The sequence below is a fragment of the Micromonospora sediminicola genome, assembly GCF_900089585.1.
Lineage (GTDB): Bacteria > Actinomycetota > Actinomycetes > Mycobacteriales > Micromonosporaceae > Micromonospora > Micromonospora sediminicola.
Window position 1 is genome coordinate 2118451 of record NZ_FLRH01000004.1, and the last position, 12938, is coordinate 2131388.

Below are 12938 nucleotides of genomic sequence, written 5' to 3' on the forward strand. Positions count from 1 at the left end.
CACCGGGGTGCTCGCGTCCGGCTGCCGGGTCTCGGCGGTACGCACCTGCGGCGACTTGTCGTCCGGCGCCTTCACGTCCGGCGCGGTGCTGCCGCTGGCCGCCGCGGGCGTCGCCGGCTCGGCCGCGCCCGCGTTGCCGGCGGTGCCGGTCGTGGCCGTCGTGCCCGCCCTGGCCGGCTCGGCCGTCTTGTCCGCGCCGTCGGCCTTCGCCGGCTCGGCGGCCTTGGCCGGCTCCGGCGCGGGGGCCGGCTTCTCGGCCTCGGCCTTCGCCTTGGCCTCGGCGGCGGCCCGGTCGGCCTCGGCCTTGCTGCGGATCGGCGTCTTCGGGTCGAAGCCCGGCACCGCGATGCCGTGCTCCTCGGCCAGGCGCAGGCCGCGCAGCGTCGGCGCGCCCGGCCCGCCGTCGGCCACCGCGCCGTCCCGCTCGTCGGCGAAGCCGGCGAGCTGGACCGCCATCTCCTTCAGCGTGCAGAGCCGCGCGCCCCGGGTCGGCATCGGCCGGCCACCGGCCTGCAACTCCTGCACCACGCCGAGCGCGCCCTGCGGCTCCACGTTGTCGAAGAAGTCGTAGTTGACGGTCATCACCGGGCCGTAGTCGCACGCCGCCAGGCACTCGGCGTGCTCCAGAGTGATCTTCCCGTCGGCGGTGGTCTCCTCGTGCCCGACGCCCAGGTGCTCGGCGAGCGCGTCGTAGACCGCCTGGCCGCCCAGCACGTCGCACATGGTGTTGGTGCAGACGCTGACCAGGTAGTCACCGCTCGGCTTGCGCTTGTACATGGTGTAGAAGGTGGCGACCGCGCCGACCTGGGCCTTGTTCAGCCCGAGCACCTCGGCGCAGAACTCGACCCCGGCCGGGGAGACGTAACCCTCCTCGGACTGGACCAGGTGCAGCAGCGGCAGCAGCGCCGAGCGCGACCGGTCCGCCGGGTAGCGGGCGATGATCTCCCGCGCCCGCAGTCGGGTCTCCTCAGTGAACACACTCATCGGTCACAACCACCCATCACGGGGTCCAGCGAGGCGCCGCCGGCGATCACGTCGGCGATCAGGCCACCCTCGGCCATGGCCGGGAGGGCCTGGAGGTTGATGAAGCTCGGTTCCCGGTAGTGCACCCGGTAGGGCCGGGTGCCGCCGTCGGACACCGCGTGCACGCCCAGCTCGCCGCGGGGCGACTCGATGCCGACGTACACCTGGCCCGGCGGAACCCGGAAACCCTCGGTGACGAGCTTGAAGTGGTGGATCAGCGACTCCATCGACTGGCCCATGATCTTCGCGACGTGCTCCAGCGAGTTGCCCATGCCGTCGACGCCGATGGCGAGCTGCGCCGGCCAGGCGATCTTCTTGTCGGACACCATCACCGGGCCCGGCTTCAACCGGTCGAGCGCCTGCTCGACCAGCTTCAGCGACTCGCGGATCTCCGCCAGTCGGACCAGGTAGCGGCCCCACACGTCACCGTCGGTGTGGGTCGGCACGTCGAACTCGTACGTCTCGTAGCCGCAGTACGGCATGGTCTTGCGCAGGTCCCAGGCGAGCCCCGCGGAGCGGAGCACCGGGCCGGTCACGCCGAGCGCCAGGCAGGCGGTCACGTCGAGCACCGCGACGTTCGTGGTGCGCTCGATCCAGATCGGCTGGCCGGAGAGCAGGTTCTCGTACTCCTTGAGCTTCTTCGGCATCAGCGCCAGGAAGTCGCGGATCTTGCGGATCGCGTCGTCCGGCACGTCCTGCGCCACGCCGCCCGGCCGCACGTACGCGTGGTTCATCCGCAGGCCGGTGATGGTCTCGAAGATGTCGAGGATGTACTCCCGCTCGCGGAAGCCGTACAACATCATGTTGATCGCGCCCAGCTCCATGCCGGTGGTGGCCAGCCAGACCAGGTGCGAGGAGATCCGGTTCAGCTCCATCATCAGCACCCGGATCGTGGTGGCCCGCTCGGTCACCTCGTCGGTGACGCCGAGCAGCTTCTCCACCGCGAGCGCGTACGCCGTCTCGTTGAAGATCGGGGAGAGGTAGTCCATCCGGGTCACGAACGTCGAGCCCTGGACCCAGTTGCGGTACTCCAGGTTCTTCTCGATGCCGGTGTGCAGGTAGCCGACGACCGAGCGGGCCTCGCGGACCGTCTCGCCCTCCAGCTCCAGGATCAGCCGGAGCACGCCGTGGGTGGACGGGTGCTGCGGACCCATGTTGACGACGATCCGCTCGTCGTTGATCGGGTCGGTGCCGGAGACGACCTGGTCCCAGTCGCCACCGGTGACGGTGAAGACCTTGCCCTCGGTGGTCTCGCGCTCGGTCGCGTAGTTCGACGTGGTCACAGTGTCAGCCCTCCGATCGCGACTGCGGGGCTCCGCTTCGCTGCACTCCTCGCGCTCACTGGTAGGACCTCCTACGGTCCGGCGGGGGAATTTCCGCACCCTTGTACTCGACGGGTACGCCGCCGAGCGGGTAGTCCTTGCGCTGGGGGTGCCCCTCCCAGTCGTCCGGCATGAGGATCCGGGTCAGGTTGGGGTGGCCGTCGAAGACGATGCCGAACATGTCGTACGCCTCCCGCTCCTGCCAGTCGGCGGTCGGGTAGACGGCCGTGACGCTCGGCAGGTGCGGGTCCTCGGCGGAGACCGCGGCCTCCAGCCGGACCTGCCGGCGGTAGGTCATCGAGGTCAGCTGGTAGACCACGTGCAGCCGGCGCTCGTCGGCGCCCAGGTAGTCCACACCGGACACCGAGGAGCAGAGCTCGAAGCGCAGCGACAGGTCGTCGCGCATCACCTGGCAGACCTCGGCGATCCGCTCCGGCCGTACGTGCAGGGTCAGCTCACCCCGGTCGACCACGACCTTCTCGATCGCGTCGCTGAAGGCCGGGTACGCCTCCTCCAGCGCGTCCCGCACCTCGTCGAAGTAGCTCCCGTACGGCCGGGCGGCCTCCTCGATGGGCTTGCGCTGGCGGACCAGGCCGCCGTAGCCGGAGACGTCTCCGGTGCCCTGGTTGCCGAACATGCCCCTGCCGGCCGGAGAGGCCGGCGGGTACTCGGCCGGCGCGGTGGAACTGGCCCCGGCGGGGGTGGTCGGTACCGGCACCCCGCCGTCGTTGTTCCGGTCGTTCGGCGAGGTCACTGGGCCTGCCCTCCGATCGCGACTGCGGGGCTCCGCTTCGCTGCACTCCTCGCGCTCACTTGGGTCCCCCCTGCGTCTGGAGGTGGTTCTGCGCCTTCATCCAGTTCTCGATCCGCAACTGCTCCTCGCGCCCCTCGCGGACCGCCTTCGTCCACTCGGCGCGCCGGGCCTTGTCGTTGCGGTACGACGACGGCATCGAGCCGTACGGCACGACGGGGACGTCACCGCGCTCCTTGCGGGCCTCCAGCATCTTGCGACCGTTCGGGCCCAGCGGCTCGTACATGATCTTCTCGCGGAGCTTGAGCACCGCGTCGATGAGCATCTCCGGCCGGGGCGGGCAGCCGGGCAGGTACATGTCGACCGGCACGACGTGGTCGACACCCTGCACGATCGCGTAGTTGTTGAACATGCCGCCGCTGCTGGCGCAGACGCCCATCGAGATGACCCAGCGGGGCTCGGCCATCTGGTCGTAGATCTGCCGCAGCACCGGGGCCATCTTCTGGCTCACCCGGCCGGCGACGATCATCAGGTCGGCCTGCCGGGGCGAGGCGCGGAAGACCTCCATGCCCCAGCGGCCCATGTCGTAGTGCGGGCCGCCGGCCGCCATCATCTCGATGGCACAGCAGGCCAGGCCGAACGTGGCGCCCCAGACGGACGACTTCCGCGACCAGTTGACCAGCTTCTCGACGCTGGTGAGCAGGACGCCGGAGGGAAGCTTCTCCTCGATGCCCATCTGCTACCTCCTCAGTCCCAGTCCAGGCCGCCGCGCCGCCAGACGTAGGCGTAGGCGACGAAGACCGCGACGATGAACAGGACCATCTCCACGAAGCCGAAGATCGGCAGGGCGTCGAAGGAGACCGCCCAGGGGTAGAGGAAGATGATCTCGATGTCGAAGACGATGAAGAGCATCGCCGTCAGGTAGAACTTGATCGGGAACCGGCCGCCGCCGACCGGCTGCGGGCTCGGCTCGATGCCACACTCGTACGCCTCGAGCTTGGCCTTGTTCAGACGCCGGGGGCCGGCGAATCGGGCGGCGGCCACGGAGAACAGCGCGAACCCCGCGGCGAGGGCGAACAGCCCGATGATGGGTGCGTAAGGAGAGAGCGTCATCGTTGTCCCCTGCTCGTCCTTCCCTGACCTCGGTGGTTGGCCAAAATCACACTATTCACGTCCCTCACGACCTCGGTCGGCGGGGGTCGATCTCCGTCCGTCCCGTGGGCACGCCCCCGGGCCGGTGGTCTCCTACACGGCCGGGGCCGCCTTCGTCATCGCGTTGATGACCCGGTCCATCGCGTCCCCGCCGCGCGGGTCGGTCAGGTTCGCCAGCAGCTTGAGCACGAAGCGCATCAGCATCGGGTGCGGCATGCCGTGCTTGGTGGCCAGCCGCATCACCTCGGGCCGGCCGATCAGCTTCACGAAGATGCCGCCGAGCCGGTAGTAGCCGCCGAAGCGGGCCTTCAGCTCCTGCGGGTAGGCCATCAGCGCCCGCTCCCGCTCCGCGCCGGCCGGGCGGGCGAGCGCCTGCACCGCGACCTCCGCGGCCAGCTCGCCGGACTCCATCGCGTACGCGATGCCCTCGCCGTTGAACGGGTTGACCATGCCGCCGGAGTCGCCGACGAGCAGCACGCCGCGGGTGTAGTGCGGGACCCGGTTGAAGCCCATCGGCAGCGCGGCGCCGAGGATCGGGCCCTCCGCGTTGGCCTCGTCGGCCATCCCCCAGTCCTCCGGGGTGTTGGCCAGCCAGTCGGTGAGCAGTCGCCGGTAGTTCGTCTTGCCGAACGCGGAGGAGGAGTTGAGCACGCCCAGGCCGACGTTCACCCGGCCGTCGCCGAGGCCGAAGATCCAGCCGTAGCCGGGCAGCAGCGCGTCGTTGCCCTTGGCCCGCAGCTCCAGCCAGGACTCCAGGTAGTCGTCGTCGTGCTTGGCGGGCGAGCGGTAGTAGCGGCGGACCGCGACGCCGATCGGCCGGTCCTCCCGCTTGGTCAGCCCGAGCGCGAGCGGGAAGCGGCCGGAGACCCCGTCGGCGGCGACCACCAGCGGCGCGTGGAAGGTGGCCGGCTCCTTGTCCGGGCCGACCTCGGCCTGCACGCCGATCACCCGGTCGTCCGCGTCCAGCACCGGGGTCAGGACGTTCACCCCGGTGCGCAGCTTCGCGCCGGCGGCGACGGCACGCTGGGCGAGCAGGTCGTCGAAGTCGAGCCGGGTCCGGACCAGGCCGTAGTTGGGGAAGCTGGCCAGGTCGGGCCAGTCCAGCTCCAGGCGTACCCCACCGCCGATCACCCGCAGGCCCTTGTTGTGCAGCCAGCCGGCCTCGGGCGAGGTGTCCACGCCCATCCGGATCAGCTGCCGCACGGCGCGGGGCGTGAGCCCGTCGCCGCAGACCTTCTCCCGGGGAAACTCCGTCTTCTCCAGCAGCAGCACGCGTACGCCGTGCCGCGCCAGGTGGTACGCCGTGGCCGATCCTCCGGGACCGGCGCCCACGACGATGACGTCGGCGTCGTTCTCCACCGCGGTCATCCGCGCCTCCTCCCGCATGCTCGTGAAATGCTTCACAAGCCGATCGGGTTGGAGTCTATGACCGGCGTTACACCTGTATGCGACCAGGGGTGCCTAACTTCACGGAAACCCGCCGGTAAGGATGTGGATATCGGTCACGGGCGGGCCGGCGTGGCCGGCCCCAGGCCGGCGTCGAGGCGGATCGCCTCGGGCAGATGGTCGCGCAGCGCGCCCCCGGCCGCGCGGTCCAACGCCGCCAGCACCTCGGCGACGACCTGACGGACGTCCGCGGGATCCGCCCCGGCCAACTCCCTGAGCTGGGCGATCAGCTCGGCGGCGTCGTCGTCGGTGGCGACCTGGTCCGATCCCGTCATGGGGGCGAGCCTACGGGACAAAGTAGACCAGAACCGGATATTCACGAAATGGTCGGTTTGAGTCGACCGAGGGATCAGTCCCGGACGGCGCGGTGCAGCGCGACGACGCCGCCGGTCAGGTTGCGCCAGGCCACCCGGCCCCACCCGGCCGCACCGATCCGCGCGGCCAGCGCGGCCTGGTCCGGCCAGGCCCGGATCGACTCCGCGAGGTAGACGTAGGCGTCGGGGTTGCTGGACACCGCGCGGGCCACCGCCGGCAGCGACCGCATCAGGTACGACAGGTAGACCGTGCGGAACGCCGGGTTCACCGGCGTGCTGAACTCGCAGACCACCAGCCGTCCGCCCGGCCGGGTCACCCGGGCCAGCTCGCGCAGCGCGGCGTCGGTGTCACTCACGTTGCGCAGCGCGAAGGAGATGGTCACCGCGTCGAAGCTGGCGTCGGCGAACGGCAGCCGCAGCGCGTCCCCGGCCAGCAGCGGCACCGCCGGGCGGGTGCGCTTGCCGGCGTGCAGCATGCCCAGCGACAGGTCGGCGCCGACCGCGTACGCCCCGGAGTGGGCCAGTTCCTCGGTCGACACCCCGGTGCCGGCGCCCACGTCCAGCACCCGCTCGCCGGGGCGCAGGCCGAGCGCCGCCCGGGTGGCCCGCCGCCAGGACCGGTCCTGCCCGAAGGAGAGCACGGTGTTGGTCAGGTCGTAGCGGGCCGCCACACCGTCGAACATGGCGGCGACCTCGTGCGGCTGCTTGTCCAGGCTGGCGCGCTGGCCCTGCGGGGTACGGCTCACCCCTCCACTCTGCCAGCCACGCCGGCCCCGGCTCCCCCCGGGTACGCGACGAGGGCGGGGTGGTCGCCCACCCCACCCTCGTCCAATAACCGTCTCCGGTCAGTCCTCGGTGCGCTCCTCGGTCGGGGCGACCAGGACCACCTTGCGGCGCCGGGACAGCATCATCAGCGCCGCACCGGCGGCGAGGACGACCGCGCCGACACCGCCGATCAGGCCCACCTGCACACCGGTCACCGGCAGGCCGCCGTCACCGGAGCCACCGCCGTTGCCGCCACCCGCCGTCGGGGTCGGGACCGCGGTCGCGCCGCCGCTCGGGGTCGGCTCGGCGGTCGGCGTCGGCTGCGGGGTGCCGCTGGGGCCGGGCGTGGGCTCGGCGGACAGGTCGACGAAGGCCTCGAAGATGGTGTGGTTGTCCAGCTCGTCGACCTCGGCGAAGGTGCGTCGTTGCGCCTGGCTGGCCGCCTTGGGCGCCTCGTCCGGCGTGCCCTCGGCGCGGTCCAGTCCGTAGGCGAAGAAGTCGCCCTCGTGCAGCACGGTCTCGGTCACGTCGTCGCCGACGCGCACGGTGACCCCGGCGGTGTAGTACTGGCCGGGCCGGATCACCGCGCCCGCGTCCTCGCAGACGGCCTGCTGCTTGCCCAGCACCTCCTGGCGCACGCAGCCCTCCGGCAGGTCGACGAAGGCGACCCCGGCGGGCAGCGTGAGGCCGTAGACGACACCGGTGGCCGACTGGCTGCCGTGGTTGTAGGCCGCCCAGTCCAGCGGGACCGTCCTGCCCCGACGCACCGGCTTCAGGTCCGGCTCGTCCCGCACCGCGCCGTTGACCACGACGTTGTCCTGGATGTCCTGCACCCAGGCGGTGAGGTCGTAACCCGGCTTGGTCACCCGGATCGGCAGCTCGACGATGTCGTCGGCGGTGTTCGGCTGCGGGGTGGTGGTGGAGACGCCGACGGTCAGCACGCCGCCGTCCCCCTTGCCGCCGGTGCTGAACAGCGGGATGCCGAAGTCCTCGCTGGTGCCGGCCGGCACGTCGCCCAGGAGGCAGTCGAAGAGCTGCGGGGAGACCACCCGGCAGCCGGCCGGGCGCAGGTAGCCCACCCGCTTCGGGTTGAGATCGTCCACCTTGACCCGGACGCTGACGTCCTTGGCGGTGGCGGTGCCGACGTTGGTGACGGTGAACTTGACCGGCTTTGCCTGGGCCGCCTCGACGCCCCTGGCCAGCCCGGTGCTGATCGGGGCGAGGACGAGGTCGGCCAGGTCGGCCGCCTGCGCCGGCACGCCGAACGCGACCGGCGCGGCGGTGGAGAGCAGGGCCACCACGCCGGCGCGGGCCAGCGTGGAGCGGTATCGGAAGGTCATGGTTCCCCCGGGGGTAGGGACGTGCCGATCGGGCACGGAACGAACGGACGGTACCGGAGCGACGCATCGACGCGCCAGCGCCGTACGGTTGCAATTCCCACTGACCGCCACCGACAGCAAGGGCGGGATGGTCACCCATCCCGCCCTTGCCGCGGTGCGTTATGTGAACGGCCCTCATGGGCCGATGGAGGACGACGGTCCGCCGGACGCCGCCAGCGTAGTCGCCGCGACGGCGCGCGGTACCGCCCTCGACCGGGTCGCCGCCGACCTGTTACCTGGCAGCTCGCGGCCCTGATGGACGGTGCCGAGCGGGCACGTTAGCGGCCCGCCGACGGGCCCGTCGAGATCCACGCCGAAGCTTCACCGGAATCGACGGGCCGTCCAGCCGAACGGTGGAGCCGCGTCAGTTCACCTCGACCAGGGGCAGTGACTTCCCGGCGCCGCCGCCGGGCAGCGCGATCGACGAGAAGTGCGACACCACCCGGTCGTCGCTCGGGTCGTCGGCGGGCGTGTGGTGCACCGCGAGCCGGCGGTAGAGCGTGTCGCGCTGGGCGGGGATCCGGTCCGCCGAGCGGATCATGCCGATCAGCTCGTGCAGGTTGGACCGGTGCCGGGCGCCGGCCGAGGAGATGACGTTCTCCTCCAGCATGATCGAACCGAGATCGTCCACGCCCATGTGCAGCGCGAGCTGGCCCACGTCCTTACCGGTGGTGAGCCAGGACGCCTGGAGGTGCGGCACCGTCTCGAAGAAGAGCCGGGCCACCGCGATCAGCCGCAGGTATTCCAGCGCGGTCGCCTGGGTGCGGCCCTTCAGGTGGTTGTTCTCCGGCTGGTAGGTCCACGGGATGAAGGCCCGGAAGCCGCCGGTGCGGTCCTGCACGTCGCGGATCATCCGCAGGTGCTCGATCCGCTCGGCGTTGGTCTCGCCGGTGCCCATCATCATGGTCGCGGTCGACTCCAGGCCCTGCCGGTGGGCCAGCTCCATGACCTCCAGCCAGCGGGCGCCGGACTCCTTCAGCGGCGCGATCGCCTTGCGCGGCCGGTCCGGCAGCATCTCGGCGCCGGCGCCGGCGATCGAGTCCAGGCCCGCGGCCTTGATCCGGGCGATCGCCTCGTCCAGGCTCACGCCGGAGACCTTCGCCATGTGCAGGATCTCGCTCGGCCCGATCGAGTGGATGGCGAGCTGCGGGTAGGCCTTCTTGACCGAGGAGAACAGCTCCTCGTAGTACTCCACGCCGTAGTCCGGGTGGTGCCCGCCCTGGAGCATGACCTGGGTGGCGCCCAGCTCGACCGCCTCGCCGCAGCGGCGCAGGATCTCCTCGGTCGGGTGGGTCCAGCCCTCGGAGTGCTTGGGCGCCCGGTAGAACGCGCAGAACTTGCACGCCGTCACGCAGACGTTCGTGTAGTTGATGTTGCGGTCGATCAGGTACGTGACGATGTTGTCCGGGTAGCGGCGGCGCCGGACCGCGTCGGCCGCCTCGCCCAGCGCGTGGAAGGGCGCGTCGGTGTAGAGCAGCAGGGCCTCCTCGGGCGTGATCCGCCCGCCGTCCGCGCCGCGTTGCAGGATGTCGTCGATCTCCCGGTTCGCCGTCACATCCCCGAGCGTACGTCGCCACCGATGGAAGCCGCCGTACCGGGCCTCCGGTGTGAGCCGAACCCACCTGCTCAATCATATCGCCAAGATCGATATAAAATGTTCGGCGGTTGTTGACAAGATGTTTAGCATCTCGCATCATCTTGTCGAGATCCATCGACGCACTGGAGTGGGATGTGAGCGAGACGGAAAACGCTCAAGGCATCGCCGCCCGTTGCCGAGCGGACGGAGGACTAACGGAAGCGACCCTCGGCGAGTTGCGGACCGAATTGGGCTACCGCAAGCTCGGCCGCTGGGTCCTGGCCGAGATCGCCGACACGCTCAGGGCGACCGGCCTCGGCTTCTTCCCCTCCCACCGGCTCGACGCGGCGCTCAACGCCGAGCCACGGCAGTCGCAGACGGTCTGGATCTACGTCCGGGACGGCGGCCCTCGAGCGCGTGTGATCGATGCCGTCCTACAGCCGGACGACTGTGACGTCCGGGCAGAGCTGGACGTCATCGGCACCAAGAACCCCGCCGGCCTGACCGCCCGCCAGAAGCTCGACCGCATCAGGGAAATCGTCAACGCCTGACCAGGTCTGAGCAGCGACAGGAAGGCGGCCTCGTCCCATGACCGCGCACGTCTTCGTCGACGAGACCAAGGAGCGAGGGCTTCTTGTCGCCGCCGTGGTCATGCACCCGGCCGATCTGACCGCTGCGCGCCGGTCGATTCGTGATCTCATCCTGCCCGGCCAACGCCGTATCCACTTCCACAAGGAGAGGGACGACCGGCGCCGTCAGATCGTCGACGGGCTTCTCGCGCTCTCCGCGCACGCCGTCATCTTCGACGCGAAGCACCATCGCAACGCCAGGGTCGCTCGCGAGGCATGCCTCGTCTCTCTGGTGGAGCACGCGGCAAAGATCGGGGCTGCCCGCCTCGTCCTGGAACGCGACGACTCGACCTTCCAAGCCGATCAGCGCCTGCTCTTCGAGCAGGTCAGGAAGTGCGGGGTGGACGGGAGGCTGCGTTACGACCAGCTGCGTGCTCACGAGGAGTGCCTGCTGGCCATTCCCGACGCGCTGGCGTGGTGCTGGGCCAAAGGCGGGCGCTGGAGGAACTCCATCCGTCGCATGGTCAGTGAGTCGCGACAGGTCTGACGAGGCGCAGACAGCGCGAGACCCGGCCCACCCACCGTCCGGAAGGCTGCCGGGTCCACTTCCACGGGGCTAGTGCCCCTGGCAGTTGAAGGTTACCGCTGTCCGAACCGTTCGGACAAGAAATGGACGTGGCGCGCCGCGTCGGCTTCGGGGGTCGCGCCGCCACGGCACCTTGTGGTGTTGCCGCTAGGCGTCGTAGTCGACGGTCAGCTTGTCGGTGACCGGGCTGGACTGGCAGGTCAGCACGTAGCCGGCGGCGACCTCGTCCGGCTCCAGGGCGTAGTTGCGCGCCATGGTCACCTCACCCTCGGTCACCTTGGCCCGGCAGGTCGAGCAGACCCCACCCTTGCAGGCGTACGGCAGCTCACCACGCACCCGCAGCGCCGCGTCCAGCACCCGCTCGTCCCGACCCATGGTGAAGCTCGACGAGCGGCCGTCCAGCAGGATCGTCACCTCGGCGCCGGCGCCGGGCCGGTCGGTCTCCCGGCGGACCGGCTCCGGCGGGGCGTCCACGTGGAACAGCTCGGTGTGCACCGCCGAGTCGGGCACCCCGCGACCGGCCAGCACCGCCTTGGCGTCCACCACCATCCCGTACGGGCCGCAGAGGAACCACTCCTCGATCTCGTCGCCGGGCACGACCGAGTCCAGCAGCCGGGTCAGCCGGTCGGCGTCGATCCGCCCGGACAGCAGCGCCGACTCCCCCATCTCCCGGGACAGCACGTGCACCAGGTGCAGCCGGGTCGGGTAGCGGTCCTTCAGGTCGGCCAGCTCCTCGGCGAACATCACCGTGTTCGCCGTGCGGTTGCCGTACACCAGGGTGAAGGTGCTCCCCGGCTCGACGGCCAGCGCGGTCGCGGCCAGGCCGAGCACCGGGGTGATGCCGGAGCCGGCCACCACCGCGCCGTACCGGCGGACCCGGTCCGGGGCGAACGCGGAGGTGAAGTGCCCCAGCGGGGGCAGCACGTCGACGGTGTCGCCGCCGCGCAGCGCGCCGCAGGCGTACGCGGAGAAGGCCCCGCCCGGGACCTCGCGCACCCCGATCCGCAACCGGCCGTGCCGGGCCAGCTCGTCCGGGGTGGAGCAGATCGAGTACGACCGCCGCGCCTCCCCGGCCTCCGGGTCGGCGGCGCCCGCCGGACGCCGGACCGTGAGGTGCTGCCCGGCGGAGAACGCGAACGTCTCCCGCAGCTCCTCGGGCACCGCGAACGTGATCGACACCGAGTCGTCGGTGAGCCGGTCGACGGCGGCGACGGACAACGGGTGGAAGACCGGCCGGCGACGGACCGGCCGGGTGATGGTGACAGTCACAGCGCCTTCAGGTGGTCGAAGGGTTCGGAGCAGGAACGGCAGCGCCACAACGCCTTGCACGCGGTGGAGCCGAACCGGCTGACCTGCGTGGTGTCCGGCGATCCGCACCGCGGGCAGCGGACGGCCAGGGTCAGCGGCACCACGGTGTCGTCGCCGCGCGGGGCGGGCGGCGCGATGCCGGCGGCGGCGAGCTTGGCCCGGCCGGTGTCGGAGATCCAGTCGGTGCTCCAGGCCGGGCTGTAGACCGTGCGGACCTCGGCGTCCGGATGCCCGGCCGCGGCGAGCGCCCGCCGGATGTCCGCGCGGATCACGTCCATGGCCGGGCAGCCGGTGTAGGTGGGGGTGATGGTGACCAGGACCCGACCGGTGCCGGGCTCCTCCTCGACCGCGCGCAGGATGCCCAGCTCGTCGATGGTGATCACCCGGATCTCCGGATCCACCACCGCCGCCACGGCCGCCCTGACATCGCTCACCAGCGCGCTCCGGGGTGGGCGCGGTGCAGCACCTGCATCTCGGCCAGCAGGTAGGAGAGGTGTTCGGTGTGCACCGCCGTCCCCGGCCCGCCACCCGGCGTCCAGCTCGTCTCCGGGCGGGTCAGCGTGGCCTCGTCCAGCACGGCGGCCACGGTGGCGTCGAAGTCGGCCCGCAGGGTGGCCGGGTCGACCGGCGCCGCCGGGTCCGGGACGAACAGCTCGTGCACGTACGGCCAGACCTCGTCCACCGCGTCCTGCATGCGACGGTGCGACTCGTCGGTGCCGTCGCCGAGGCGCTTCACCCAGAGCGAGG

General features: G+C 71.2%; 14 protein-coding genes and 1 pseudogene. 2 read left to right on the plus strand and 13 right to left on the minus strand.

All coding sequences use genetic code 11. From position 1 onward, the window contains the following. Positions 1–120 precede the first annotated feature (120 nt). From nuoE to mqnC, 10 genes and pseudogenes are all read right to left on the minus strand, one after another. Positions 121–984, minus strand: a pseudogene (nuoE, locus tag GA0070622_RS31595) (NADH-quinone oxidoreductase subunit NuoE); the annotation flags it as partial. Then, a complete protein-coding gene (locus GA0070622_RS31600) occupies positions 981–2306 on the minus strand; it encodes an NADH-quinone oxidoreductase subunit D (protein ID WP_091583700.1) in 1326 nt (441 codons plus the stop codon). The pseudogene nuoE and the gene GA0070622_RS31600, both read right to left, overlap by 4 nt. A gap of 55 nt (positions 2307–2361) precedes the next feature. Beyond that, positions 2362–3099 carry an NADH-quinone oxidoreductase subunit C gene (locus GA0070622_RS31605; protein ID WP_091583704.1) on the minus strand — a complete coding sequence of 246 codons (738 nt, stop codon included), beginning with the start codon at positions 3097–3099 and terminating at the stop codon, positions 2362–2364. 55 nt (positions 3100–3154) lie between these two features. Beyond that, a complete protein-coding gene (locus GA0070622_RS31610; RefSeq protein ID WP_091062855.1) occupies positions 3155–3832 on the minus strand; it encodes a NuoB/complex I 20 kDa subunit family protein in 678 nt (225 codons plus the stop codon). 11 nt (positions 3833–3843) lie between these two features. Beyond that, positions 3844–4209 (minus strand): NADH-quinone oxidoreductase subunit A, encoded by a 366-nt coding sequence (locus GA0070622_RS31615; protein ID WP_073834101.1) that lies wholly within the window; start codon positions 4207–4209, stop codon positions 3844–3846. A gap of 132 nt (positions 4210–4341) precedes the next feature. Further along, complete coding sequence (locus tag GA0070622_RS31620) at positions 4342–5616, minus strand: geranylgeranyl reductase family protein (RefSeq protein ID WP_091584347.1); 1275 nt, start codon at positions 5614–5616, stop codon at positions 4342–4344. 134 nt (positions 5617–5750) lie between these two features. After that, positions 5751–5969 (minus strand): hypothetical protein, encoded by a 219-nt coding sequence (locus GA0070622_RS31625; protein WP_091565146.1) that lies wholly within the window; start codon positions 5967–5969, stop codon positions 5751–5753. 74 nt (positions 5970–6043) lie between these two features. Continuing rightward, positions 6044–6754, minus strand: a complete 711-nt coding sequence (locus tag GA0070622_RS31630; protein ID WP_091565145.1) for a demethylmenaquinone methyltransferase — start codon at positions 6752–6754, stop codon at positions 6044–6046. Between the two features lie 99 nt (positions 6755–6853). Further along, positions 6854–8113 carry a COG1361 family protein gene (locus tag GA0070622_RS31635; protein WP_091565147.1) on the minus strand — a complete coding sequence of 420 codons (1260 nt, stop codon included), beginning with the start codon at positions 8111–8113 and terminating at the stop codon, positions 6854–6856. Positions 8114–8516: 403 nt separating this feature from the next. Further along, on the minus strand, positions 8517–9707 hold the full coding sequence (mqnC, locus tag GA0070622_RS31640) for a cyclic dehypoxanthinyl futalosine synthase (RefSeq protein ID WP_091565148.1): 1191 nt from the start codon (positions 9705–9707) through the stop codon (positions 8517–8519). Between the two features lie 176 nt (positions 9708–9883). Here mqnC and GA0070622_RS31645 point away from each other — a divergent pair, with 176 nt between their 5' ends. Then, positions 9884–10279 carry a hypothetical protein gene (locus GA0070622_RS31645; protein ID WP_091565149.1) on the plus strand — a complete coding sequence of 132 codons (396 nt, stop codon included), beginning with the start codon at positions 9884–9886 and terminating at the stop codon, positions 10277–10279. Between the two features lie 37 nt (positions 10280–10316). Next, positions 10317–10844 (plus strand): hypothetical protein, encoded by a 528-nt coding sequence (locus GA0070622_RS31650; protein WP_091565150.1) that lies wholly within the window; start codon positions 10317–10319, stop codon positions 10842–10844. A gap of 186 nt (positions 10845–11030) precedes the next feature. On the opposite strand, the gene paaE is transcribed toward GA0070622_RS31650, so the two are convergent. From paaE to GA0070622_RS31665, 3 genes are all read right to left on the minus strand, one after another. Beyond that, positions 11031–12152, minus strand: a complete 1122-nt coding sequence (gene paaE / locus GA0070622_RS31655; RefSeq protein ID WP_091565151.1) for a 1,2-phenylacetyl-CoA epoxidase subunit PaaE — start codon at positions 12150–12152, stop codon at positions 11031–11033. Next, a complete protein-coding gene (gene paaD, locus GA0070622_RS31660; RefSeq protein ID WP_091565162.1) occupies positions 12149–12625 on the minus strand; it encodes a 1,2-phenylacetyl-CoA epoxidase subunit PaaD in 477 nt (158 codons plus the stop codon). Before paaD ends, paaE begins: the two co-directional genes overlap by 4 nt. Continuing rightward, on the minus strand, positions 12622–12938 hold a 317-nt coding region (locus GA0070622_RS31665; RefSeq protein ID WP_176710598.1), incomplete at its 5' end, for a 1,2-phenylacetyl-CoA epoxidase subunit PaaC. The genes GA0070622_RS31665 and paaD, both read right to left, overlap by 4 nt.